Below are 24,188 nucleotides of genomic sequence, written 5' to 3'. Positions count from 1 at the left end.
GGACCTCCCTATCACAGGTGAAGAGGCCCAGGCGCACGGCAGGTCGTCTCCGGAGAACGGTCGTCCGGCACGGGGCCGCTCCCCGATGGTTGGCCCATCCGAACGCGCCAGTCACGGCCCGCCGACCAGCATACCGGCGCCGCCTCGGCCACGCGATCGCTCATCCAGGGAGTACGTCACACCGGCGGGCCGGGCCACTAGCCTGGCGATCATGAACGGCGTACAGATCCTGCTCATCGTCGGGGCCGGTATCGCGGTGTCCGCCCTGGCCCACCGGCGCGGCGTCCAGCCCGGGCTGATCATCGTCGCGCTGGCCGCCGGGATCAGTTTTGTGCCCGGGGTGCCGCGGCTGGAGCTGGACAGTGAGCTGATCCTGGCGATCGTGGTGCCCCCGCTGCTCTACTCGGCCACCCGCAACGCCTCGGTCACGGCGTTCGGGCAGAACCTGCGGAGCATCATCGACCTCGGGGTGCTGCTGGTGGTCCTGACCGCGGGCGCGCTCGGGGTGCTGACCTCGTGGCTGCTGCCGTCGATCGGGCTGGCCGCCGCGTTCGTGCTCGGTACGGTGCTGGCCCCACCGGACACCATCACGACCGTGTCGCACGGCAAGGAGCTGGGCCTGCCCCGCCGGGTCACCTCGATCCTCACCGGGGAGAGCCTGGTCAACGACGCCACCGCGCTCACTCTGTTCAGCATCGCGGTGGGCGCGGTCGCCGGGGAACACACCAGCTGGGGCGCTGGGGCCCTGGAGCTGCTGCGCAACGCGGCGCTCGGTGCGGCCATCGGCGGTCTGCTGACGGCGGCCACCTTGCTGCTGCGCAAGCGGCTGGGCGATCCGACCCTGGAGACCACGCTGGTGCTGCTGGTGCCGTTCACCGCGTTCCTGCTGGCCGAGCAGGTCGAGGCCTCCGGCATCATCGCGGTCGTCACCGCGGCCTTCCTGATCAGCGTGAACACGTCCCTGGACCCGCGGCACCAGTATCCGGGCGCCTACCGGACCCGGTTGCAGGAGGACGCCTTCTGGCCGGTCGCCGACTTCCTGCTGGAGACGTTCGTCTTCGCGTACATCGGGTTGCAGCTGAGCTTCGTGCTGGACGACCTGGCCGCCGAGCCCGAGCCGGGGCTCAACCGCACGCTCATCGCGGCGGGGGTGCTGCTGCTCGCCGCCATCCTGCTGCGGCTCGTCGGCGTGTTCCTGCTGTTCGGGCGGTGGCGGATGGGCGATCGCCTCGCTCAGGCGCGGCTCGCCCGGGACCCCGGCCGGGCCGCCCGGGTCGCGCAGCGCCGGTCCCGAGGTCGCCGCCAGGCCGGCGACCGCGACAACCGCCTGGCGGCTCCCGGCGTACGGGAGAGCGTGGTGGTGGGCTGGACCGGCATGCGGGGCATCCTCACCCTGGCCGCGGCGGCCGCGGTCCCGGAGTCCGTCCCGGGCCGCGATGCCATCCAGGCCATCGCGCTGTTCGTCACCCTGGGCACCCTGCTGCTGCAGGGGACCACGATCCGCCTGCTGGTCCGGTGGCTGCGGCTGGACGTCAGCGGCGAGGACGAGCAGGCCCGGATGATGCTGGCCCGGGGCGTGGAGATCGCCACGGCGGCCGGCGACGGCTACGACCAGCAGCGGCTGGCGGTCAGCGAGGCCATGATGCGGCGGGAGCTGGACGAGGAGACCGCTCGCCGGCTGATCGGCGACATCGACCTGCGGCAGGCCGGTGGGAGCACGCTCGGTCAGGGCCGGGCGTAGATCGAGATGTGACTCCCGCTGGTGGCGCGGAACGGCGTACGGTCCCAGTCGGCCCACCGTTCCCGCAGGTGCAGACCAGCGAGCTGGGCCATCAGGTCGAGCTCGGCCGGCCAGCAGTAGCGGTGGGCGGTGGGCAGGAGCCGGACGCCCTTGCCGTCCACCGTCACGTGCTGCATCTGGATCCGCTGGGCGATCCGGTCGTGCACGGTGAGGGTGAAGCCGACCGAGTCCTCCCGTACGTCGTCGGTGCTGAACTGCCGGTCGTAGGCCGCGGGGTCGGGCACGTAGCACTCGAGCACGAACGCCCCGCCGGGCTCGAGCACCCGCGCCACGTTGCGGAACGTGTCCACCTGACGCTGCTGGCTGGTGAGGTTGAACAGGCTGTTCCAGACGACGTACACCAGCGGGAACGGCCCGGCGCTGGGCACATCCGCCATGTCCGCGGTGAGCACGGGCAGGTCCTGGCCGCCCGGCACGGTGCGGAGCTTGTCCACGACGGCCTGGGACGCCTCGATGCCCTCGACCGCGAAGCCCCGGCGGGCCAGCGGGATCGCCACCCGGCCGCCGCCGATGGCCAGTTCGAGGATCCGGGCCCCGGACGGGACCATCCCGGCCAGGAAGTCCACGGCCGCCGCCGGGTCCGGCCCCTGGCTCAGATCGTCGTAGCGACCCGCCCAGCGGTCGCCGAAGAACGCGGGATCATCGAAGTCGGTCATCCCCGGCACGCAACCAGAGCCGCGGCCGGGCCGCCACCGCTTTTCCCCGCGGCGCACCGGGCGAAAACCACGTGACCGGCCCCGGCGGCCGCGGTTAGGGTCACCGGATGCCTACGACGCATGCTCTCCTCGGCCGGGCTCTGATGCCCGTGGCGCGGGGACCGCTGCACTCGTCCCGCCTGCGCTTCCGGCGTCGCGCCCTGCGCCGCCGCACCGCCTAGAGCCGCTTGCTGCGCCAGGGCCCTCCGCGTCCTCTTCCACCGGACGGGCCACGATGACGCCTGTCCGCGTTCGCCGCCGAGAAGGCGGCAGACAGGACCACGGCCATGGCACTACCCCCTTCGAAACCGGCCGGCCGCGAGCACGCCCGCGCGCGCCGGGCGTTCGGCCAGAACTTCCTTTCCGATCCGCGCGCGGTGCGTCAAATGGTCGCCGCGGCCGGCATCCGGCCCGGTGACCTGGTGTACGAGGTGGGCGCCGGCCGCGGCGTCCTCACCGGCGAGCTGGCCCGGCACACCCGCGACCTGGTCAGCTACGAAGTGGACCCGCAGGTGGCGGCCGGGCTGCCGGTGCTGCCCGGCGTCACCGTACGGGTGGCGGACTTCCTGCGGGCCACGCCGCCGGACCGGCCGTTCGCGGTGGTGGGCAACATCCCGTACGCGCTGACGTCGGCGGTTGTGGAGTGGTGCCTGCACGCCGGCACCCTGTCCGCGGCCACCCTGCTCACCCAGCTGGAGTACGCCCGCAAACGGACCGGCGACTACGGGCGGTGGACCCGGCTCACGATCAGCACCTGGCCGCAGGTGAGCTGGACGCTTGCCGGCCGGATCCCCCGATCGGCGTTCCGCCCGGTGCCGCGGGTCGACGGCGGCATCCTGCGCCTGGAGCGGCGGCCGGTGCCGCTGGTCGAACCGGCGGCTCTGCCCGCCTACCGGCGGTTCGTCGAGGTGGGCTTCACCGGCGTCGGCGGGTCGCTGCACGGTTCACTGTCCCGGCGGTACGGCGACCGGCGCGTCTCCGCGGCGTTCCGGGCGGCCCGGCTGGCCACCGGCGTACCCGTGGGTCTGGTCTGGCCGGAGCAGTGGCTGACGCTGTTCCGGCTGGTCGAGGCCCCGCGGCGCTGACCGCGCGAGGGCCTGCCGGCTGCGGCCGGCAGGCCCTCGTCCGTTCCGGTCCGGTCCGGGTGCTCAGACCCGGAAGCGTTCCGCCACCACGCGCAGTTCCTCGGCCACCCCGTTGAGCTGGCTCACCGCGGCGTCCGCCTCCACCAGCGTGCTGCTGGTCTGCTCGGCCGAGTGCGCCACGCCGTTGATGTTGGTCGCGATGGTCGAGCTGCCGCCGGCCGCCTCGCTGATGCTGCGGCTCATCTCGGCCGTGGTCGCCGTCTGCTCCTCGACCGCCGAGGCGATGGTGACCTGGTAGTCGTTGATCCGCTGGATGATCTGCGAGATCTCGCCGATCGCCTCGACCGCGCTGGACGTGTCGGCCTGGATCGTCTCGACCCGCCGGGAGATGTCCTCGGTGGCCCGTGCGGTCTCCTGGGCCAGGTCCTTGACCTCGCTGGCCACCACCGCGAAACCCTTGCCGGCGTCACCGGCCCGGGCCGCCTCGATGGTCGCGTTCAGCGCCAGCAGGTTGGTCTGCTCGGCGATCGCGGTGATCACCTTGACCACGTCGCCGATCTCGGCGGACGAGGTGCCCAGCTTGGCGACGGTGTCGTTGGTGCTCTGGGCGACGCCGACGGCGCTGGAGGCGACCTGCGCGGCGTCGTTGGCGTTCTGGGCGATCTCGCGGATCGAGGCGCCCATCTCGTCGCTGCCGGCCGCGACCGACTGCACCGAGCCGGAGACGTCACCGGCGGCTGCGGCGACCAGACCGGCCTGGGCCGCGGCCTCGCGGGCACTCTCGCCGATCCGGGCCGTCACACCGGTGAGCTGCTGGGTGCTGGCGCCCAGGTTGTGGGCGCCGGTGGTCAGCGAGCCGACCGTGGCGCGCAGCCCGTCGCGGGCCCGGTTGACGGCCATGGCCATCCGGCCCAGCTCGTCGCGGGAGCGCACCTCGGCGGCGATGGTGAGGTCGTTGTCGGCCACCGCGCCCAGTGCTGTCGCCACGGTCGCGAGCTGCTGCCTGATCAGCCGGACGACCAGCATGGCGATGGCGGCGGCCAGCAGGATCCCGACGATCAGGGCGGCGATCATGATGGTGCGGGCCGAGCGGAACTCCTCACCGGCGTCCTGGGCCAGGGCGTCGGCCTCGGTGTCCTCCAGTTTCTGCAGGTCGGCCACCGACGTGTTCATGGCGCCCTCGACGCTGTTGAACTCGTTGACGATCTGGTCCGGGGCCGGCAGCGTGTATCCGCCCGAGATGGGCTCCGCGAAGAGGACGGTGTCGCGCAGCGCCCGATAGTGCTTGAGGGCCTCGGTGAAGGTGGCCAGGCTCTTCTCGCGGGCCTGGGAGTCGGCCGCGATCCCGGAGTAGGCGCCGAGGGCGGAGTCGATCTTGGCGTCCGCGGCGCTGACGGCGTCCCGGCCCTGCTTCTTGCCGGCAGCGTCCGCGCCGAGCTGATAGAGCAGCATGCCGCGGAACATCTCGGCGATGCCCCCGCGCAGCTCGGCCACCTGCTGGAGGCTGTCGACGTGCTCGGCCTTCATCTGGGTGAGGTCGTCGCTCATCTCCGAGATCCGGGAGATGCCGAGCCCGCCGACGACCACGGCGACGATCGCCATCGCGGCCACCGCGACCACGTTCTTCACCGCCAGGCTGCGGTCGGCCAGCAGACCCGCGATCGGGCCGCGTTTCACCGTGACCTGCTGGGCGTCGTTCAGCACTGCATTCGGCATACCCGTCACCTTCCGCTCGCGATGAATCATCGCTCCAGGAGCGGAGAAAGTGGGGCAAAACGCGAAAGCTGATCAAACAGCGGTTCACCGGACGGTGAGATGCACCAGCTCCGCGTCGCCCGGCCGCCAGTCCTCGACCGCGACTGCCACATAACGGGCCGTCCCGCTGAGCGCCGCGTACGTGACGCCGTCCCGCGAGGCCTCGACCCGCACCGGCCGGCGGCGGCCCTTCGACCAGGTCAGCTGCACGTCGGCGACCGCCGTCACGGCACCCAGGTCGACAACCATCCGGCCGGACGGGCCCGGACGCCAGGCCGTGCGCGGATCGCCGTCCACTGCCCGGGCGGGTGGGCTCATGCCGGCCGGCAGCGGCGAGGTGGGGAACGTGGTGCGGCCCCGGGCCAGGTCGGCGGTCGGGGTGACCGGCGCTCCCGGCACCGTGACGCTGCGCGACCGCCCGGCGGACACCCGGATCGTCGACGACCAGGATCCGGCCCGGACGGTGACCACCACCTTGTGCTTGGCGGGCGCGGTGACGGTCAGGTGGTGGGAGTCGGCCACCTCGAATCTCGTGCCGTCGGGCACCCCGTCCTCGACCGTGAAGCGGGGTGGCTCGACCAGAGCGGTGCCACCGGCCAGGCTGACCGTCCAGTCCAGGCCCCGGCGGCGAGCCACCTGGGTGCCGCGATAGAGCCGGCGGGCGGAGGGCACGCGCACCACGGCCCCGGTCACCGGCCGGGCCGCGAGGTTGAAGACGCTGAGATAGCCGTCGGCGTCGCTGATCAGCAGGCCACGAGCGGTGGGCAGCGGGCGGGCGGCGAGCTTGGCCAGGTCGGTGCGGCGGCCCGGATACCCCTCGATGATCGGGGCCGGCGCGACCACCTCGGCCGGGCTCACCACGATCTTGCGCTTGGTGCCGTGGGTGACGAGGCCGGCCCGGCCGTCGATGCCGACCCAGCCCGCGGCCGACCGGGTCTGCGGCACGGCGACCGCGTCGGTCCAGGTCAGGCCGTCGGTCGAGGTCTGGATGACGAACCTCTTGCCGTACGCGGCCTCCCACGCGATCCGCACCCCGGCCACCCGGACGGCGGAACCCAGGTCCACGGCGAGCCAGCTGTCGGCGCGTCCGCGCTCCTCGCGGGCCACGGCCCAGCGGGTGTCCGGGTTGCCGTCGGTGGCGTTGCGGGCCGGGTTCCAGATGTCCTCGGAGGACGCGGTCGGCATCGCGCCCTGGGCCAGGTCGGCACCGCTGGTGTCCAGCACGGCGAAGGTGAAGATCGAGTAGCCGTACTCGGTGCCGGGCTCGCGGCCCAGCATCCGCACCCAGCGGGCGTCCCGCGGGGCGAACGTGATGTCGCCGTCGCCCGGGTCACTGAGCAGCGCCGAGCCGGTGGGCGTGGTGAACAGCCGGCTGCCGGTCAACCCCGGCACACCCGGCATGTACAGATTGAACAGGGAGAGACGACCTTCGCCGGGGAGCCCGGTGCTCGCGTAGACCACCGTGCCGGTCGGCAGCGTGGCGAAGCCGGCCCGGCCGCCGGCGACGGCCAGCACGGTGGCGGTGGCGTCCACCCCGTCGCGGACCTCGCTCCACGCCTTCGTCCACCGGGCGGTCGGCGCGGTGTCCCGGGGCAGGAAGGCCGGCTCCCGGGTGTCGATCAGCCAGTTGTCGTGTCCCGGCTGCCAGAGGAAGTTGACGAAGCCGGGCTTGGTCACGGCGGCCGCGAACGCCTGCTCCGACTGGTGGGCGGTGAGGCCGACGTCGCGGCCGAAGTCCCGGGTGCCGCTCGCCCGGCGGAAGAACTCGGCCGGGCCGACCGGCTGGACCGGGCGGTCGCGCAGGCGGTGGAAGAGGTACGAGATGGCCAGCTCGGCGCGGGCCTCGGGCTCGTACTTGTCCTCGCCGCTGAACTTGGTGAGCTGGTACTTCGGCTCGTACCGCAGGTAGGGCACCAGGCGCTCGGCCAGGTCGGCCTCGGCGCGCGCGGCATCCCGGTCACCCTGGACCTGGGCCAGGAACGCCAGCGGCAGTACGTCGCGGCCGTACAGGTGGTAGCGGTCGGCGACCATCGGCATGACCGGCTCACCGGCGTCGCTGGCCAGCAGGCGCAACGTGGCCCAGAGCTGGGCGCCGTTGGGCTGGTGGGTGAGCACCTCGGGCAGCGGGCGGCCGGCCACCAGGAAGTGGATCGCCGCGCGGCCGGCCGTACGCCAGAGCTCGGCCTGGTAGTGCGGGCTGGCCGACTCGTGGTTCTCCACGATGAAGGTGTCGTGCAGGTTGTGCGCGGTGGCCCGCTGGTCGATCCGTTCCCCGTCCACGACGGCGGGGTTGGCCAGGTCGGCGGCGGGCAGGCCGCTCGCGTTCGTGGCCCAGAGCAGGAAACGCTCCCGCCAGCCCTCGGCGGCCTCGTCGTCGCCGGCCCAGGCGAGGCCGGGCGCGATGGCCTGGGCGTAGACGCCCATCTCCTCGAGCTTGGTGTCGCCGAGCCAGCCGCCGGCCGTGCCGTTGGGTGACCAGTCACCGCTGAGCGGGTCGTCGTCGGAGCCCAGCCCGTACGCGTACGAGGCCTGGCCCACGGCGATCTGCTGCACGTTGCGCCGGGTCTGGGTGTCCAGATCGGCCCAGAGCAGCCGGGCGGCGAGCACGAAGTACAGCTCGAATGTGGAGTCCCAGAAGAGCTGCCGGCCCCACTCGGTGCCGCCGGCGAACCGGTTGGTGGCGGCGAACCGCTGGATCGTGGCGACGGTCTTGGCCTTCAGCGTGCCAGCGTCGACGTCGGCCAGGCGGGCGTCGTAGTCGTCCAGGCCGAGCAGGACGGCATTGCCGAGCACCGCGGTGAAGCGGAAGTCCGCCGCGCGGTAGGCACCGATCTTGGTGTCCCACTGCTCCTCCACCCACCGGGTGTGCATGTGTAACAACTGCCGGTAGATATCGGCGACCGGGTCCGGCGCGGCGGCCGACGCGGGCGCAGGCAGGCTCAGGGCACCACTCATGCCACTGACGCCGGCCAGGGCCAGCAGCCGGCGGCGGGACAGTGCGAACAAGGAACCTCCACGGCGGAACGGGATGCCCTGGACAGCCTTCGCGTCCGCCCCAAAGACTGTCAAATCACCTTTCGGCCACGAGGATGCTCGATGCGAACCGAGCGTCAAGCATGCCCGACCTCAGCGGCCGAAACCCGTACGGGGAGATCCACCTCACCGCGATCACGGTTCCGGAACTCAGATTACTTGCGTGTTAACTAATGCATCGATGAAACTGGCTGGACCGTCCCCACGGAACGTCCCCCGGATCGATGGCGCCGGCTCCACCCGAGGCCGGCGCCTCGGCTTGTCCAGGGACCGGGGATCCGTGGACAGGCAGTTCCTGCCTCCGGTGCCGCCGCGCAGGGACACTGAGCGGGTGGACCGTGCCCAGCTTGCCGACTTCCTCCGTACCCGGCGCGAAGCGTTGCAGCCCGAGGACGTGGGGCTGCCCCGAGGGCCACGCCGGCGCACCGGTGGCCTGCGCCGCGAGGAGGTCGCCGCGCTCTGCGGCATGTCGGCCGACTACTACAGCCGCATCGAGCAGCAGCGCGGCCCGCACCCGTCCGAGCAGATGCTCGCCGCCATCGCCCGCGGCCTGCGGCTGAGCCTGGACGAACGCGACCATCTGTTCCGCATCGCCGGGCACGCCGCACCGCGGCGGGTGCATCGCGCCGACCACATCAACCCGGGAATCATGCGCATCCTGGACCGGCTGGCCGACACCCCGGCCCAGGTCATGGGCAGTCTGGGCGAGACACTGCGGCAGACGCCGCCGGCAGTCGCGCTGCTCGGTGACGACTCCCGCTGGATCGGCCCGGCGCGCAGCGCGGTCTACCGCTGGTACACCGATCCGGAATCACGACGGATCTACCCCGAAGAAGATCACGAGCTGCACGGGCGGATCTACACCGCCCAGCTGCGGCTGGCCTACACCCGCGCGGGCCGCGGCTCGCGCGCGGCGGCTCTGGTCGACGCGCTGCTGGCGGCCAGTCCGGACTTCGCGGCGGCCTGGGGCACGCACGACATCAGCGCCGTGTTCCAGGATCAGAAACGCCTTCTTCATCCCGAGCTGGGGCTGCTGGAGCTGCACTGCCAGACCCTGGTCGACCCGGACCAGTCCCAGACCCTGCTGGTCTTCACCGCCGTACCGGGCTCGGCCAGCTATGAGAAGCTCCAGCTGCTCTCGGTCATCGGCGACCAGCGCCTGTAGGCCCCGGGTGGCGGGGCGCCGCCCCGCCACCCGTCCCGCTCACTCGCCCGAGCCCGGCTCGGCCATCTTGCGGTGCATCTGGGCCTTGGCGCTGTCCGGCATGGCCTTGGACGCCGCGGCCTGCACCTTGGTCTTCACCGACCCGGCCACCACCTTCTCGTCGCCCTTCATCAGGGCCTTGAAGCCCTGCTCGGCCACCACGGCCGGGTCGTCCTTGGCACTGGAGCCGACCCGGGTGTCGTCCATCTCGGCGCGGTGGAAGAAGTTGGTGTCCGTGGGGCCGGGCATCAGGGCGGTGACCGTGACCCCGGTGTCCTTCAGCTCGTTGCGCAGCGCCTCGGCGAAGGACTGCACGAACGACTTCGACGCGTTGTAGACCGCCTGGTACGTGCCCGGCATCATCGACGCGATCGACGACGTGAACAGCACCCGGCCGGCCCCGCGGGCCACCAGGTCCGGCAGCACCCGCTTGGCCAGGTGCACAGTCGACGTGACGTTGACGTCGATGACGTTCAGTTCCTCGCGCAGGTCGGTCTGACTGACGAAGTCGCCGCCGATGCCCCGGCCGGCATTGATGGCGATCGCGTCCACCGGGCGGCCGGACGAGAGGATCGCGGCGTAGAGCTCCTCCACGCCGTCGAAGGTGGCCAGGTCGGCGCGTACGGCGATCACCTCGTGCTGCCCGTCGCGCCGCAGGTCGGCCGCGGCCTGCTCGATGGCGTCGTCCTCGGCGGTCATCAGCACGTCGTAGCCGTTCTCCACGAACTGTTTCGCCAGCTCGTAGCCGATGCCGCTGGACGCACCCGTGACCACCGCGAACTCCCGGCCCGTCGGTCCCGTCATGGTTGTTCCTCTCCTCGTCGGTCTGGATGCGATGCCCGGCCACGAGGCGGCTAATCGTGGAATATCCCGAACTCCAGTGGGCACCTCTTGACGTGACGACACCCATCGGAGGCGCACGGTATGCGAGCACTCACCTGGCAGGGCACGTCCAAGGTTTCGGTGGAGACCGTGCCCGACCCCAAGATCCAAGAACCGACGGACGCGATCGTCCGGATGACCTCGACCGCCATCTGCGGGTCCGACCTGCACCTGTACGACGTCCTGGGCATGTACTTGGACCCGGGCGACGTCCTCGGCCACGAGCCCATGGGCATCGTGGAGGAGGTCGGTCCCGAGGTCACCCACATCAGGCCCGGCGACCGGGTGGTCATCCCGTTCAACATCTCCTGCGGCTCCTGCTGGATGTGCAGCCGGGGCTTCTTCGCGCAGTGCGAGACGACCCAGGTCAAGGAGCACGGCAAGGGCGCGTCGCTGTTCGGCTACACCAAGCTCTACGGCCAGGTGCCGGGCGGCCAGGCGGAGTACCTGCGGGTCCCGCAGGCGCACTTCGGGCCGATCAAGGTGCCGGAGGGCCACCCCGACGAGCGTTACCTGTTCCTGTCCGACGTGCTGACCACGTCCTGGCAGGCGGCGCAGTGGGCCGACATCACCCCCGGCGGCACGGTCTTCGTGACCGGTCTCGGGCCGATCGGCCAGATGACCGCCCGGATCGCCCGGCACCTCGGCGCGGGCCGGGTCATCGCCACCGACAACGTGCCCGAGCGGCTGGCCATGGCCGCCCGGCACGGCATCGAGACGATCAACTTCGACGAGGTCGACGACGTGCCGGCCGCGGTGCTGGAGCTGACCTCGGGACGCGGCGCGGACAGTGTCGTGGAGGCGGTCGGCATGGAGGCCCACGGGACGCCGTTCCAGGAGTTCGCGCAGAAGGCCGCGGGAGTGCTGCCCGACGCGGTCGCCCGCAAAGCGATCGACAAGGCCGGGGTGGACCGGATGGGCGCGCTGCGCACAGCGTTCGCCGCGGTCCGCCGGGCCGGCACGGTGTCGATCATCGGTGTGTACGGCGGCCAGGCCGACCCGTTCCCGATGTTCGACCTCTTCGACAAGGGCGTGACCCTGCGGATGGGCCAGGCGCACGTGAAGCAGTGGGTGGACGACATCCTGCCGCTGCTGACCGGTGACGACGACCCGCTGGGCGTCGACGACCTGACCACGCACCGGGTGCCGCTGGAGCAGGCGCCGCAGGCCTACGACATGTTCAAGAAGAAGGAGGACGGCTGCATCAAGGTCGTCCTGAAGCCGTGAGCCGCGGTGGCACCGGCTCAACGGTGAGCCGGTGCCGCCGCCACGGGGCACAATCGGGCCCATGTATGTGATCAGAGAGAAGTTCTTCTCCATCGGCGACGACTTCGACGTCCTCGACGAGCACGGCACCAAGCTCTTCCACGTCGATGCCAAGGTGCTCAGCGCCCGCGACCGGGTGGTCATCGAGGACACGTCCGGGACCGAGGTGGCCAGCGTGCACCGGCATCTGGTGTCGCTGCGCCCGACCTACGAGATCCGGATCGGCGGGGAGAAGGCTGCCGAGGTCCGCAAGAAGCTCTTCACGCCGTTCCGGGACAAGTTCACCATCGACGTCCCCGGGCCCGAGGATCTGACCATGAAGGGCGACCTGCTCGATCACGAGTACGTGATCGAACGCGACGGCCGAGATGTGGCCGCGGTGTCCAAGCGCTGGCTGACGATCCGCGACACCTACGCCGTGCAGGTGGAGGCGGGCGAGGACCCGCTGTTGATCATCGCCTCGGTCCTGGCTCTCGACCTGGCGCTGACCAGGGACGAGAAGAAGGCCGAGGAAAAGGAGAAGAAGCGCAAAGACGACGAATGATCACCGCGGTCTACTGTGATCATTCGACTACATAAAGTGACTCATACTTTCGGCTAGTCATCTATGGCCCTCTCGGCTAAGGTCGTCATAACCGAACGGCCAAGTGTGCGCGGGCGACGGTGATCATCGATCGCCGTCGGCCACGAACGAATAGCGATACCTTGCCCGACCGGGCCTGGTGCAAACCGGGCCGGCTCTCCGGACAGGTGCCAAGGAAGGACCGAGATGACTGCCACCCAGACAGTTGAGGCTGCGGAGACGAAGCCTGCGATCAGCGAGGCGCCGGCCGACAGTGCCGCCGATCTGCTGAACGCGATGGCTGCCATGCCCGTCGGCCACCCCTCCCGCGTGTCCCTGCGTGACCGGGCCATCGAGGCCTGGCTGCCGCTGGCCCGCCACCTCGCCCACCGCTACTCCGGCCGCGGCGAACCCACCGACGACCTGGTCCAGACCGCCACCGTCGGCCTGATCAAAGCCGTCGACAAGTTCGACCCCGAACGCGGCGTCGACTTCGCCGGCTACGCCATCCCCACCATCATCGGTGAGATCAAGCGCCACTTCCGCGACCGCACCTGGTCGGTCCGCGTGCCCCGCCGCCTGCAGGAACTGCGCCTGGCCATCACCGAGGCCAACGCCACCCTGACCCACACCCTCGGCCGCTCCCCGCAGGTCAGCGACATCGCGGTGCACCTCGGCGTCACCGAGGAAGAAGTCCTGGAAGGCCTCGAAGGCGCCCGCGCCTACAACGCCACCAGCCTGTCCACCCCGATCAGCGCCGACGGCACCACCGAGCTCGGCGACACCCTCGGCGGCGAGGACCACGAGTTCGAACTCGCCGAGACCCGCGTCGCCCTCGGCCCCGCCCTGGCCATGCTCGACGAGCGCGAGCAGAAGATCCTCACCCTGCGCTTCTACGGCAACCTGACCCAGTCGCAGATCGCCGACCAGGTGGGCATCTCCCAGATGCACGTCAGCCGCCTGCTCACCAAGGCCCTGACGAAGCTGCGCACGCAGCTCGCCAGCGAGACCATCTGAGCAACGCAGACTGAACGCCGGCCCGGTTCGGGCCGGCGTTTCTGCGTATCCTCGACCCGAGGGAGTGACGTCGTGAGTGAGCCGGACTGGGTTGAACACGCGGTGTGGTGGCAGGTCTACCCGCTGGGCTTTGTCGGCGCCTATCCCGAGGGCCGCGAGAACGGCCGGCTGGAACGGCTCACCGCCTGGCTGGACTACGCGGTCGAGCTGGGCGCCTCCGGCCTGCTGCTCGGGCCGATCTTCGCCGCCGAGACCCACGGTTACGACACCCTCGACCACTTCCGGATCGACCCGCGCCTCGGCACCGACGCCGACTTCGACGCGCTGATCGCTGCCGCGCACGACCGCGGGCTGCGGGTGCTGCTCGACGGTGTGTTCAACCACGTCGGGCGCGGGCATGCCGCCTTCCAGGCCGTGCTCGCGCAGGGCCGGGAAGCACCGACCGCCTCGTGGTTCCGGCTCACCTGGCCGGCCGGCGGCGGCGAGCCCGGCTACGACAACTTCGAGGGCCACGACGCGCTCGTCGCCCTCAACCACGCCGAACCGGCCGTGGCCGACTACGTGACCGACGTCATGACCCACTGGCTGCGGCGTGGTGCCGACGGCTGGCGGCTCGACGTGGCGTACGGGGTGCCGGCCGACTTCTGGGCCACGGTGCTGCCCCGGGTGCGCGCCGAGTTCCCGGCCGCGTACGTGGTCGGCGAGGTCATCCACGGTGATTACGCGGAGTTCGTCGAGCAGTCCACCATGGACTCGGTAACCCAGTACGAGCTGTGGAAAGCGATCTGGAGCGCGCTGAACGCGGCCAACTTCTTCGAGCTGAGCTGGGCCCTGGAAAGGCACAACACGTTCCTGGACAGCTTCGTGCCGCAGACCTTCGTCGGCAACCACGACGTGACCCGGCTGGCCAGCAAACTCACCGACGAGCGGCACGTGCCGCTCGCCCTGGCCCTGCTGTGCACCGTGGGCGGCACGCCGTCGATCTACGCCGGCGACGAGCAGGGCTTCCGGGGCGTCAAGGAGGACCGCGAGCACGGCGACGACGCGGTCCGGCCCGCCTTCCCCGCCAAGCCGGCCGACCTGGCGCCGTACGGCTGGACGCTCCATCACCTGCACCAGGAGCTGATCGGGTTGCGCCGGCGGCACCCCTGGCTGCATCGCGCCCGGACCACGACGGTGCACCTGACCAACGAGCAGTTCGCCTACGAGGCCTCCGACGGGAGCCGGAAAGTCATCGTGGCCCTGAGTGTCGGTGCTGCTTCTGCCGAGCTGCCCGTGCCGTACGGGAAATCGGTTCTGAATGGCACCGCGGAATTGCGGGGGGCCGGCTCGGCCGACGCCGCGGTGGTCCTGCCGGCCAACGGCTGGGCCGTGCTCGAGGCATGAAAAAGCGCCCGCCGGACGGCGGGCGCTTTCTCCACGATTCAGGCGATCAGAACCATACCTTGCGCCCGCCGACCGGCCGGCCGACGGCGCCCAGGATCCACAGGACGGCGCCCACGACCAGCAGAACAGCACCGATCGTGTAGAGGATCGAGACGTTCAGGAAGATGCCCAGCAGGAGCAGGATGAGACCGAGGATCAACATGGGGGGACTCCGTTCGTCGGCGGCGTTTCCGCCGACCCCCAGATACCCAACGCCCTCGATTTCCAATCACGTGCCAAAACCGGTTCAGCGCTTCGGTGGGGCAAGCACCCGGTTGACGTCACCGGAAGGGCCGAAGGTGGTCAGGAACCGGTCCCGGAATTCGTCCATCGGCCAGACCGGGGCCCCGGGGTCCGGCTTGATCCCGTCGGTCCAGCCCCAGCTCGAGGTCTTGGCCATGACGGCGCGGTCCTTGGCCAGGATCGTGATCGGCACGTCCCGGCTGGCGCCGTCGCCGACGACCATGGCGGACGGCTGGTGGTCGCCGAGGAAGACCATCACGGTGTTCTTGTCGCCGTAGAGCTCGAGCCAGGAGACCAGGGTGGTGAGGGTGTACTGGATCGACCGGGCGTATTCGTGCCGCAGCTTCACCGGGTCCCGCCAGACCTGCTTGACCTTCTTGCCGTCCTGCTGGATCTGCTTGTAGACCGAGCCGTCGCCGACGTCGTCCCAGTCGATGAACTGCGGCAGCGGCGCCCACGGGGTGTGGCTGGAGACCAGCGGCATCTCGACGAACAGCGGATCGTGGGCCGGGCCGTGCACGTTCTTCTCGAACCACGACAGGGTGTACTGGTCCGGCTGCGGCGCCCAGCTGAAGGCCGGCCCCTGGTAGCCGGTGTTCCGGGAGTCGTAGACCCTGTTGTAGCCGTAGAAGTTGCCCTCGGGCCAGGCCCGGGTGGCGCCCGGCATGACGCTCATGGTGTCGAAGCCGGCCTTCTTGAAAGCGCTGGTCAGGGTGAGCCGGTTGCTCGACGTGAGGTTGCGGTAGCGGTTCTGCTTGTCGATCCACAGCCCGGACAGCAGGGTGGAGTGCGCCAGCCAGCTGCCGCCGCCGGCCGTGGGCGAGCCGAGCCAGCCGCTCTTGCTGACGTAGCCGGCCTTCTTCAAGGTCTCGGTGCTCTCGGCCAGCAGCTCCGTCGTGCCCGGGTTGAGCACCGGGTCCTCGATGGCCGAGCGGCCGTAGCTCTCCACGAAGAAGATCATGACGTCCTTGCCGCGCAGGCCGGTGAGGAGCTGGTCACCGGTCTTGCCGGCGAACGCGTCGGTAGCGGCGAGCCGCTCGAACTCCTGCCCGCTGCGGAGGCCGCCCTTGACCATGTGGGCGCGGTCCCAGACGTACATCGCCGAGCTGCGGGCGGCGATCGGCATGTTGTCGAAGGTCTGCACGCCGAGCACGAGCAGGACCACCCAGACGGCCGTACCGGTCAGGGCGGTGCCGGTGGTGGCCCGGCGGTGCCGGGCGGCGACCCGGGTGACGCGCATCGCGGCCAGGCTCATCAGGGCGACGATGGTGATGATCAGCACGATCACGCCGATCAGCGCGCCGGTGGCGCCGGCCTTGCCGGCCGAGTCCTCGAGGAACGCCTGGGCGTCGTCCAGGAGCACCCAGTCGAGCACCGGGTCGAAGGGCCGGGACAGGGTCGCGTAGAAACCCATGTCGGTGATCTTCTCGATGGTGAGCACGGCGAGGCCCGCGCCCAGGACGCCCGCGGCGATCCGCTTCCACCGGCCGGGCAGCAGGATGACCAGGCCGACGGCGATGAAGCCCTCGATGGGCAGGCGCAGGTAGGTACCGGGCCGCTCGAACCGGCTGATGATGTTCGGCATGATCAGCGCGCCGAAGATCAGGACAGTGGCCGAACCGGTCAGGACGTGGCCGGCGATCGTGCGAACCCGGCCACGCTGCGTGGCGGTCGGCGTCTCGCCGCCGGTTTCCGCAGTGGCCACGGGTTCCGCGGCCACCTCGGGATCCGGGGATGCCTCGGGTTCCGCGGTCACCTCGGGTTCCGCGGTCACCTCGGGTTCCGTGGTCACCTGGGGTTCCGTGGTCACTTCGGGTGCCGCGGGTGCCGCGGCCTCGGGTTCCCGCGCCGTGCGACCAAAACGGGAAGCGAGCGCTTCGCGTACCGAACCAGACAAGACTTGGCCCTCCTCCGGGACATCCCGAAGAGGGGAACGGATCTCGGCGCGATGGAGTTCAATCGGAGGGGATGAACAACCCCCCGGCCGTGACCGAACCGGCCTTCGTCCTGCACGACCACCGCAAGCCGCGGCCCCATTTCGACCTGCGCCTGGAGCAGGACGGGGTGCTGCGTTCCTGGGCGTTGCCGCGCGGGCTGCCCACCGATCCGGCGCGCAACCGGCTGGCCATCGCCGTGCCGGATCACGCCCTGGATCACCTCACCTACACCGACGAGCACAAGTTCATCGCGGACATCGGATGGTGGCAGCAGGAGGACAGCAACGACCGCCGGCTGCTGTTCACGCTGCACGGCCGCGGTCCGGCCCGGCGGTACGCACTGATCCACACCGACGGCACGAGCTGGCTGGCCCACCTGACCAAGGACCAGCCGGCGACCTGACCCACCGGACCGGCTCGCACGGTCCGGGCGCTGTCCACACGTTGTCCACAGGGCGGCGACCGACGGCCACGGGTTGACACATCGGACTCGATCAATAGAGGCTGAACCCTGACATGGCCTGACATCGATGTCATCAGGGGGCAGTGGATGTTCGGATCCCGTACCGTCGCCGTGCTCGCGGGGGTGGTCCTCACCGTGCCGATCGGTGCGGCGGCCCAGGCAGCACCCCTGCCGCCGCTGGTCGCCGATCCCGCGGCGTCCGTGAACCCGTTCATCGGCTCCACGAACCTCGGCAACACCTACCCGGGCGCCGTCACCCCGTTCGGGATGCTCGCCTGGAGCCCGCAGACCTCGCGCGGCAATCAGCTCTCGACCCCGGCGCCCGGCGGCTACCAGTACACCGCCACCCGGATCCGCGGATTGAGCCTGACCCACCTCAGCGGGGTCGGCTGCTCCGGCGCGAACGGCGACATCCCGATCATGCCGCACGTCGGGGAGATCACGAGCTCGCCGACCGCGGACGCCACCGACGCGGTCTTCGCCAGCACGTTCTCGCACGCGAACGAGTCCGCCGAGCCGGGCTGGTACCGGGTCGGCCTGGACAGCGGCGCGGGTGCGGAGCTGACGGTGACGCCGCGGACCGGCTTCGGCAAGTTCACGTTCCCGGCCGACAAGCCGGCCGGCCTGCTGTTCCGCACGTCGCTGTCGGAGACCGGCAGCGAGGCGGCGACGGTGCACATCGATCCCGCCACGCGGACGGTCAGTGGTTCGGTGAGCGCCGGCAACTTCTGCGGACCGCAGAGCACCAACAACTCACACGCCTACTACACCCTGCACTTCACCGCGAAGCTCGATCAGCCGTTCGCCGCCACCGGCACCTGGACCGACACGACGTTGCAGCCGGGCAGCACCGACGCCACCGGCGGCAGCGGTTACAGCAGCGCCGGACGGCCCAACCCCGGCCGGGGCTCCGGCGGCTACGTGAGCTTCGCCCCCGGCACGACCAGCGTGGGGATGCGGGTCGCGATCTCGTACGTGAGCCGGGCCGGCGCCGAGGCGAACCTGGCCGCGGAGTCACCCGAGCGCCTCGGCTTCGCGGCGATCCGGGCCGGTGCCCGCAGCGCGTGGACACGACGGCTCAAGAAGATCGGCATCGGCGGCGGCACCGCGGACCAGCGCACCACCTTCTACACCGCGCTCTACCACGCCATGCTGGAACCCACTCTGACCAGCGACGTTGACGGCCGCTACCAGGGCGCCGACGACGCCGTCCACAAGTTGTCCACAGGCCAGAAGGCCCAGTACGGCACCTTCTCCGGCTGGGACGTCTACCGCGCCCAGGTGCAGTTGCTGGCCCTGTTGGATCCGAAGATGGCCAGTGACTACGCGCAGTCGCTCTACAGCTACGCCACCCAGCGCAACGGCGAATGGGACCGCTGGCTGCTGCAACACGGTAAGACCGCGGTGATGTCCGGCGATCCCGCCGCGGCGGCGGTGGCCGGCATGTACGCCTTCGGTGCGCGCGACTTCGACGTGCGGGGCGCGTACGACTCGCTCGTACGGGCGGCGACCGTACCGACCGAGAACGACTCCAGCGACGCCGGCTGCAACGTCGAGTGCGTCGGGCAGCGGCCGTCCCTCGACAAGTACCTGGCCCTGGGTTACGTGCCCGCCGACGACTGCCACTGCTGGGGCGGGGCGGCCGAGACGCTGGAGGACGCCGCCGCCGACTACGGCATCGCCGAGCTGGCCAAGGCGCTGGGCGACACCGACCGGCACCGGGAGTTCCTGGACCGCTCGCACAACTGGCGCAACGTCTTCGACCCGGCCGCGCGGGCCGACCCGGGTCTGGCCCACAACATCCGCGAACGGATCACCGAGATCGCCGCCAGTGCCGACAACCCGCCCGGCGAGGCCAAGGCCCAGGTCTTCGACGGTGACAAGGGCACCAAGTGGCTGACCTTCGCCACGACCGGCTGGGTGCAGGCCCGCACAGCGACCCCGCTGACCGTCGGCACGTACGCGCTGACCTCGGCCAACGACGTCCCCGCACGGGACCCGAAGGACTGGCGGCTGCAGGGCTCGGCCGACGGCGCGACGTGGACGACCCTCGACACGCAGACCGGGCAGAGCTTCTCCGCCCGCGGCCAGACGCGCGAGTTCACCGTCGCGGACCCGCAGCCGTACAGCTACTACCGGCTCCAGGTGGACGCCAACGGTGGCGCCCCGATCGTGCAGCTCGCCGAGCTCGAACTGGCCGACCCGGCCGTGCCCACCCCGGTCCCGGCCGACGGCGCCTTCGTGGGCTGGATGCGCGACCGCTACGCCGACGGCCACTGGGCCGAGGGCTTCAGCCCGTCGACCGGCGCCGGTTTCGTCGAGGGCAGCAGCGCGCAGTACACCTGGATGGTCTACTCCGACGTGGTCGGCCTGGCCGCGGCGATGGGCGGCACCGAGGTGGCGACCGAGCGGCTGGACGCGTTCTTCCGCAACCCGGACGGCACGTTCGACCTGAGCGCTACCAAGGGCACGAAGTTCGACGCCACCAACGAGCCCGACATCCAGACGCCGTACCTCTACAACTACTTCGGGGCCGCGTACAAGACCCAGGAGACCGTCCGGGCGATCATCGACGGCAAATGGAGCAACGGTACGGGTGGCATCCCCGGCAACGACGATGCCGGCACGATGAGCGCCTGGTACGTGTTCTCCGCGCTCGGCCTCTACCCGACGGTTCCGACCCGGGCCGAACTCGCTCTCACCAGCCCGCTCTTCCCGCGCGCGGTGATCCACCTGCCGAACGGGCGCGACCTGACCATCAAGGCCCCGCGCACGGATGACAAGTCGGTCTACGTACACGATCTGACGGTCAACGGGAAAACGACCACCAGGGGATGGTTGTCCGCGTCCGCCCTCGTCCGGGGCGCGACGCTGACCTACACCCTCGCCCCGACACCCAGTCTGACCTGGGGAAGTAAGCCTGGAGACGGCCCACCGCAGAACTAGCCCCGGTGCCGGCGGGAACCCGGCGAGGGTGCCCGGGCGAGGGATCGTCCGGGCACCGGAAGGTTTGTGATCCGCGCGGGTGGATACGGTTGGGGCCGGGGGCGCGAACCCCGACACCGACGACGGGAGACCGCTCAACCCATGCCCCCCGCCGACGATCTGCCCAGCTTCCTGCACAGCGTGGCCCCCATCCTCGACCGATGGGGCTATCTGGCCGTGGCCGGCGTGATCGGTGTCGAGAGCTTCGGGGTCCCCGCGCCGGGGCAGACGATCATGGTCGCCGCGGCGATCTACTCCAGCTGGGGCCGGCTGGACATCTTCGCCGTCGCCGCCATCTCGTTCATCGCCGCCGTGCTGGGCGACAACGTCGGCTACTGGATCGGTGTCCGCGGCGGGCGCAAGGCCGTGCACCGCTTCGGCAAGTACATCTTCATCACGCCGGCCCGCCTGGAACGCGCGGAGAAGTTCTTCGCCCGCCGCGGCAACCGGGTCGTGGTGGTGGCCCGCTTCATCGACGGCCTGCGCCAGCTCAACGGCGTCATCGCGGGCATCACGGCGATGCCCTGGCGCACCTTCCTGATCTACAACGCGATCGGCGCCGCGCTCTGGGTGGGCTGGTGGTGCACGATCTCGTACCTGCTGGGCACCCACCTGGTGGAGATCATCGACCATCTGCACAAATACATGTTCTGGGCGATCGGGGTGGGCGTGATCGCCGTCGGCACGTACATCTGGCTGCACATGCGGCACGTCCGCCGGCGCCGCGCCCGCGAGGCCGCCGAGCCGGTCACCGCCGAAGACGCCCCGGCCTGACGGTTGCCGGACACCCGTCCGGGTAGAACCAGGGTGAGACCGGATGGGAGTGATGGACGTGACCACGACCGCCCGACCGCTGGACCGTCGCCGCGACAAGGCCGGCACCGCGAGTGCCGCGGCCGACGCCGCCGACGCCGCGGTGACCGACATCGACCGGCAGCTCGAGACCCTCACGAGCCTGACCGAGCAGCAGCAACAGGCGCTGCGGCGTGCCGCCGAGGAAGGCGAACGGCTCAAGCGGAGCCTCAAGGCCGCGGGCAGACGCCGCGCCGAGCTGGCCAAGGAACGCAAGAAGGCCGTCGCCAAGGCGGAACGGGCCCGGGCCAAGGCCGACCTCGCCGAGGCGAAGTACGACAAGGAAGTGCTGGCCGAGCTGGTCCGCCGGGAGAAGGAGAAGGACCGGGCCGCAGCCGCACCGGTTGCCCCCAAGGAGCTCGAGGCCGCGCCGGAACGTGCTCCCGCCGTAGCGTCGTCGTCCCGCCCGGCCGCGGACGCCCCGCCGGTCCGGTCACAGCGGCGTGGGGCGGCCGCGGACCCGCCGCCGGAGAAGCCCGATGAGGCCACGCAGACCGCGCGGCGCACGGCCGCCCGCAAGACCGCGAAAGCGGCCCGGCTGATCCGCTGACGCGTCAGCCCCGGTCCGGGGCGGGCGGCAGGTCGTCGAGGAAGTCGCCGGTCGGGGCGAAGAACAACGAGCCGGTACGGGCCGTCGAGAAGTCCAGGATGCGGTCGTGGCTGCCGTACGGGTCGCCGAGGAACATCCGGCGCAGCATCAGCTCGGGCACGTCCGGGGTGGCCGCGTACGCGATGTAGTAGGTGCCGAACTCACCGGCCGCGACCGAACCGAACGGCATGTTGTCCCGCAGGATCTTCAGCTCGGTGCCGTCCGGCGCCTCGACGGTGTTGAGCGCGACGTGCGAGTTCGCCGGCTTGTCGGCGAGCTCGATGTTGTCGAGCTTGGTCCGCCCGATCACCGCCTCCTGCTGCTCGACCGTCAGCGCGTTCCATGCCGTCATGTCGTGCACGTACTTCTGCACCATGACGTAGCTGCCGCCGGCGAACGCCGAATCCTCGTCGCCGACCAGCACCGCGGCGGACGCGGCCGGACCGACCGGATTCTCCGTGCCGTCCACGAACCCGAGCAGGTCCCGCTCGTCGAAATACTTGAACCCGTGCGTCTCGTCGACGATGTCAGCGGCGCCGCGCAGCCGCTCGCCGATCTTGGCAGCCAGCTCGAAACAGACGTCGACCTGCCCGGCCCGCAGATGGAAGAGCAGGTCACCGGGGGTGGCCGGCGCGGTGTGCCGGGCGCCCTTCCACTGCCGGAACGGATGCAGCTGCGCGGGCCGCGGCCCGGCGAAAAGCCGGTCCCACAGCTGCGAGCCGATCCCGGCGACACACGAGAGCTGGGCCGCGGGCACCCGGAAGCCGACCGACCGCTGCAGGCCGCTGAGATCTTCGAGCAGGTCACGCACGACGGATTCGCCGCCCTCGCGCACGGTCGCGACGAGGAAGATCGCGGCATCGGTCAGCGGGCTGAGCACCGCCTGATGGTTGACGGTCGGACCAACTGATCGAGGCGCAGTCACAGAGCGCAGCCTAGGGCCTGCGCGCCGATAATCGACAGATGAGTGAGCACAGGGAGGTCCTCGTCATAGGCGCGGGGCTGTCCGGCATCGGCGCGGCCTACCGGCTGCAGACCGAGTGCCCGGGCCGCAGCTACGCGATCCTCGAGGCCCGGGAGGCCAGCGGCGGGACGTGGGATCTGTTCCGCTATCCGGGGGTACGGTCGGACTCCGACATGTTCACCCTGGGCTACCCGTTCCGGCCCTGGCGGCAGCCGAAGGCCATCGCGGCCGGCGGCACCATCCTGGAGTACCTGCGCGACACCGCCGCCGAGTACGGCATCGACAAGCACATCCACTACGGCCGCCGGGTCGTCGCCGCGTCCTGGTCGACCGCCGATGCCCGCTGGACCGTCCGGACCGGCTCCGGCGAGGAATGGACCTGTTCCTTCCTGTACGTCTGCACCGGTTACTACCGTTACGAGGCCGGCTACGAGGCCGACTTCCCCGGCCGGGACAGTTTCACCGGCGCGGTCGTGCACCCGCAGCACTGGCCCGAGGATCTGGACTACGCCGGCAAACGGGTGGTGATCATCGGCAGCGGGGCGACCGCGGTGACGCTGGTGCCGGCGATGGCGGAGCAGGCCGCGCACGTGACGATGGTGCAGCGCTCCCCCAGTTATCTGCTCTCCCTGCCGGCCAAGGAGGGCGGCGCGCGGCTGGTGGGCCCGCAGGTGGTCCGCGCCCGCAACGTCCTGCTGACCTGGGCGCTGTTCCAGGCGTCGCGGCGCTGGCCCGCCCGGGTGGCGAAGTCGTTGCGGGCGGGTGTGGCCAGGCAGCTGCCGGCGGACGTACCGGTGGATCCGCATTTTGCCCCTCGCTATGACCCGTGGGATCAGCGGCTCTGCGTCGTGCCGGACGGCGATCTGTTCGCGGCGATGCGGGCCGGGCGGGCCTCGGTGGTGACCGCGACGATCGACTCCTTCACCCCGGACGGGATCCGGCTGACCGGCGGTGAGCACCTGGCGGCCGACGTGATCGTCACCGCCACCGGGCTGACCATGGTCGCGTTCGGCGAGATCGCGCTGAGTGTCGACGGCCGGCCGGTCGACGCCCACGAGCTGCACGTCTACAAGGCGATGATGTTCGACGGCGTACCGAATCTCGCCTGGTGTGTCGGCTACACCAACGCCTCCTGGACGCTGCGGGCCGACCTGACCTCCCGGTACGTCTGCCGCCTGCTCAACTACCTGGACCGGCACCGGATCGACATCGCCACCCCGCGGCTGCCCGCCGGCGCCCACGACACCGGCGAGCCACTGATGAACCTCTCCTCCGGCTACGTCCGGCGCGCCGCCGCTGTGCTGCCGCGGCAGAGCGACCGCCGGGCCTGGCGGATGCTCAACAACTATCTGCTCGATATGCCGCGCATGCGACTGAGCCGGATCGACGACGGTGACATGATGTTCGCCCGGACCAGGACGGGAGAATGA

At 70.8% G+C, this 24,188-nt stretch carries 19 protein-coding genes and 1 riboswitch; of the genes, 12 read left to right on the top strand and 7 right to left on the bottom strand.

Features of this window, described 5'->3' with window-relative positions:
* Positions 1 to 18: 18 nt before the first annotated feature.
* Positions 19 to 125, bottom strand: a riboswitch (ZMP/ZTP riboswitch).
* Between the two features lie 86 nt (positions 126 to 211).
* Entirely contained in the window at positions 212 to 1,741 is a 1,530-nt protein-coding gene (locus tag AB0C12_RS23705) for a sodium:proton antiporter (protein WP_360551306.1), read from the top strand.
* On the opposite strand, the gene AB0C12_RS23700 is transcribed toward AB0C12_RS23705, so the two are convergent.
* The gene (locus AB0C12_RS23700) at positions 1,726 to 2,457 is read right to left on the bottom strand and encodes a class I SAM-dependent methyltransferase (RefSeq protein ID WP_360551304.1); all 732 of its coding nucleotides are present in this window, start codon (positions 2,455 to 2,457) and stop codon (positions 1,726 to 1,728) included. The genes AB0C12_RS23705 and AB0C12_RS23700 overlap by 16 nt on opposite strands.
* A gap of 326 nt (positions 2,458 to 2,783) precedes the next feature.
* On the opposite strand from AB0C12_RS23700, the gene erm reads away from it, so the two are divergent.
* Positions 2,784 to 3,581, top strand: coding sequence for an ErmE/ErmH/ErmO/ErmR family 23S rRNA (adenine(2058)-N(6))-methyltransferase (erm, locus tag AB0C12_RS23695; protein WP_360551302.1), 798 nt, complete (start codon positions 2,784 to 2,786; stop codon positions 3,579 to 3,581).
* Positions 3,582 to 3,644: 63 nt separating this feature from the next.
* Here the strand turns inward: erm and AB0C12_RS23690 are convergent, their stop codons facing one another.
* Positions 3,645 to 5,297, bottom strand: a complete 1,653-nt coding sequence (locus tag AB0C12_RS23690; RefSeq protein WP_360551300.1) for a methyl-accepting chemotaxis protein — start codon at positions 5,295 to 5,297, stop codon at positions 3,645 to 3,647.
* 84 nt (positions 5,298 to 5,381) lie between these two features.
* Positions 5,382 to 8,342 (bottom strand): discoidin domain-containing protein, encoded by a 2,961-nt coding sequence (locus tag AB0C12_RS23685; protein WP_360551298.1) that lies wholly within the window; start codon positions 8,340 to 8,342, stop codon positions 5,382 to 5,384.
* Positions 8,343 to 8,700: 358 nt separating this feature from the next.
* On the opposite strand from AB0C12_RS23685, the gene AB0C12_RS23680 reads away from it, so the two are divergent.
* Positions 8,701 to 9,534 carry a helix-turn-helix transcriptional regulator gene (locus AB0C12_RS23680; protein ID WP_360551296.1) on the top strand — a complete coding sequence of 278 codons (834 nt, stop codon included), beginning with the start codon at positions 8,701 to 8,703 and terminating at the stop codon, positions 9,532 to 9,534.
* Positions 9,535 to 9,573: 39 nt separating this feature from the next.
* On the opposite strand, the gene AB0C12_RS23675 is transcribed toward AB0C12_RS23680, so the two are convergent.
* Complete coding sequence (locus tag AB0C12_RS23675; RefSeq protein ID WP_360551294.1) at positions 9,574 to 10,377, bottom strand: SDR family NAD(P)-dependent oxidoreductase; 804 nt, start codon at positions 10,375 to 10,377, stop codon at positions 9,574 to 9,576.
* 120 nt (positions 10,378 to 10,497) lie between these two features.
* Here AB0C12_RS23675 and AB0C12_RS23670 point away from each other — a divergent pair, with 120 nt between their 5' ends.
* The 4 genes from AB0C12_RS23670 to AB0C12_RS23655 all read left to right on the top strand — a co-directional run bounded on the left by AB0C12_RS23670 (position 10,498) and on the right by AB0C12_RS23655 (position 14,686).
* Complete coding sequence (locus tag AB0C12_RS23670; protein WP_360551292.1) at positions 10,498 to 11,682, top strand: zinc-dependent alcohol dehydrogenase; 1,185 nt, start codon at positions 10,498 to 10,500, stop codon at positions 11,680 to 11,682.
* Positions 11,683 to 11,743: 61 nt separating this feature from the next.
* Positions 11,744 to 12,265 (top strand): LURP-one-related family protein, encoded by a 522-nt coding sequence (locus AB0C12_RS23665; protein WP_360551290.1) that lies wholly within the window; start codon positions 11,744 to 11,746, stop codon positions 12,263 to 12,265.
* A gap of 225 nt (positions 12,266 to 12,490) precedes the next feature.
* Positions 12,491 to 13,300, top strand: coding sequence for an RNA polymerase sigma factor SigF (locus AB0C12_RS23660; protein ID WP_360551288.1), 810 nt, complete (start codon positions 12,491 to 12,493; stop codon positions 13,298 to 13,300).
* Positions 13,301 to 13,372: 72 nt separating this feature from the next.
* On the top strand, positions 13,373 to 14,686 hold the full coding sequence (locus tag AB0C12_RS23655) for an alpha-amylase family protein (protein WP_360551286.1): 1,314 nt from the start codon (positions 13,373 to 13,375) through the stop codon (positions 14,684 to 14,686).
* 46 nt (positions 14,687 to 14,732) lie between these two features.
* On the opposite strand, the gene AB0C12_RS23650 is transcribed toward AB0C12_RS23655, so the two are convergent.
* Together AB0C12_RS23650 and AB0C12_RS23645 are read right to left on the bottom strand one after the other, a co-directional pair.
* A complete protein-coding gene (locus AB0C12_RS23650) occupies positions 14,733 to 14,888 on the bottom strand; it encodes a hypothetical protein (protein ID WP_203777291.1) in 156 nt (51 codons plus the stop codon).
* Between the two features lie 84 nt (positions 14,889 to 14,972).
* Positions 14,973 to 16,760, bottom strand: coding sequence for a sulfatase-like hydrolase/transferase (locus AB0C12_RS23645; RefSeq protein ID WP_360551284.1), 1,788 nt, complete (start codon positions 16,758 to 16,760; stop codon positions 14,973 to 14,975).
* A 176-nt stretch (positions 16,761 to 16,936) separates the two neighbouring features.
* Between AB0C12_RS23645 and AB0C12_RS23640 the strand changes: the two genes are divergently transcribed.
* The 4 genes from AB0C12_RS23640 to AB0C12_RS23625 all read left to right on the top strand — a co-directional run bounded on the left by AB0C12_RS23640 (position 16,937) and on the right by AB0C12_RS23625 (position 21,755).
* Positions 16,937 to 17,308, top strand: a complete 372-nt coding sequence (locus AB0C12_RS23640) for a DNA polymerase ligase N-terminal domain-containing protein (RefSeq protein ID WP_360551282.1) — start codon at positions 16,937 to 16,939, stop codon at positions 17,306 to 17,308.
* A 147-nt stretch (positions 17,309 to 17,455) separates the two neighbouring features.
* Positions 17,456 to 20,314, top strand: a complete 2,859-nt coding sequence (locus AB0C12_RS23635) for a GH92 family glycosyl hydrolase (protein ID WP_360551280.1) — start codon at positions 17,456 to 17,458, stop codon at positions 20,312 to 20,314.
* Positions 20,315 to 20,455: 141 nt separating this feature from the next.
* On the top strand, positions 20,456 to 21,127 hold the full coding sequence (locus tag AB0C12_RS23630; RefSeq protein ID WP_360551278.1) for a DedA family protein: 672 nt from the start codon (positions 20,456 to 20,458) through the stop codon (positions 21,125 to 21,127).
* Positions 21,128 to 21,170: 43 nt separating this feature from the next.
* A complete protein-coding gene (locus AB0C12_RS23625) occupies positions 21,171 to 21,755 on the top strand; it encodes a hypothetical protein (RefSeq protein ID WP_360551276.1) in 585 nt (194 codons plus the stop codon).
* 4 nt (positions 21,756 to 21,759) lie between these two features.
* On the opposite strand, the gene AB0C12_RS23620 is transcribed toward AB0C12_RS23625, so the two are convergent.
* Positions 21,760 to 22,674 (bottom strand): Dyp-type peroxidase, encoded by a 915-nt coding sequence (locus AB0C12_RS23620; RefSeq protein WP_360551274.1) that lies wholly within the window; start codon positions 22,672 to 22,674, stop codon positions 21,760 to 21,762.
* A gap of 83 nt (positions 22,675 to 22,757) precedes the next feature.
* Here AB0C12_RS23620 and AB0C12_RS23615 point away from each other — a divergent pair, with 83 nt between their 5' ends.
* Complete coding sequence (locus AB0C12_RS23615) at positions 22,758 to 24,188, top strand: NAD(P)/FAD-dependent oxidoreductase (protein ID WP_360551272.1); 1,431 nt, start codon at positions 22,758 to 22,760, stop codon at positions 24,186 to 24,188.

This window comes from Actinoplanes sp. NPDC048967 (genome assembly GCF_040649415.1).
Taxonomy (GTDB): domain Bacteria; phylum Actinomycetota; class Actinomycetes; order Mycobacteriales; family Micromonosporaceae; genus Actinoplanes.
Note: the sequence above shows the minus strand (reverse complement) of the source record. Positions and strands in the feature narration are given on the sequence as shown.

Bases quoted from the DNA above. Each gene is read 5' to 3' on its own strand.
- AB0C12_RS23705 (WP_360551306.1), top strand. From the start codon at position 212: ATGAACGGCGTACAGATCCTGCTCATCGTCGGGGCCGGTATCGCGGTG.
- AB0C12_RS23700 (WP_360551304.1), bottom strand. From the start codon at position 2,457: ATGACCGACTTCGATGATCCCGCGTTCTTCGGCGACCGCTGGGCGGGT.
- erm (WP_360551302.1), top strand. From the start codon at position 2,784: ATGGCACTACCCCCTTCGAAACCGGCCGGCCGCGAGCACGCCCGCGCG.
- AB0C12_RS23690 (WP_360551300.1), bottom strand. From the start codon at position 5,297: ATGCCGAATGCAGTGCTGAACGACGCCCAGCAGGTCACGGTGAAACGC.
- AB0C12_RS23675 (WP_360551294.1), bottom strand. From the start codon at position 10,377: ATGACGGGACCGACGGGCCGGGAGTTCGCGGTGGTCACGGGTGCGTCC.
- AB0C12_RS23670 (WP_360551292.1), top strand. From the start codon at position 10,498: ATGCGAGCACTCACCTGGCAGGGCACGTCCAAGGTTTCGGTGGAGACC.
- AB0C12_RS23665 (WP_360551290.1), top strand. From the start codon at position 11,744: ATGTATGTGATCAGAGAGAAGTTCTTCTCCATCGGCGACGACTTCGAC.
- AB0C12_RS23660 (WP_360551288.1), top strand. From the start codon at position 12,491: ATGACTGCCACCCAGACAGTTGAGGCTGCGGAGACGAAGCCTGCGATC.
- AB0C12_RS23650 (WP_203777291.1), bottom strand. From the start codon at position 14,888: ATGTTGATCCTCGGTCTCATCCTGCTCCTGCTGGGCATCTTCCTGAAC.
- AB0C12_RS23640 (WP_360551282.1), top strand. From the start codon at position 16,937: ATGAACAACCCCCCGGCCGTGACCGAACCGGCCTTCGTCCTGCACGAC.
- AB0C12_RS23635 (WP_360551280.1), top strand. From the start codon at position 17,456: ATGTTCGGATCCCGTACCGTCGCCGTGCTCGCGGGGGTGGTCCTCACC.
- AB0C12_RS23630 (WP_360551278.1), top strand. From the start codon at position 20,456: ATGCCCCCCGCCGACGATCTGCCCAGCTTCCTGCACAGCGTGGCCCCC.
- AB0C12_RS23625 (WP_360551276.1), top strand. From the start codon at position 21,171: ATGGGAGTGATGGACGTGACCACGACCGCCCGACCGCTGGACCGTCGC.
- AB0C12_RS23615 (WP_360551272.1), top strand. From the start codon at position 22,758: ATGAGTGAGCACAGGGAGGTCCTCGTCATAGGCGCGGGGCTGTCCGGC.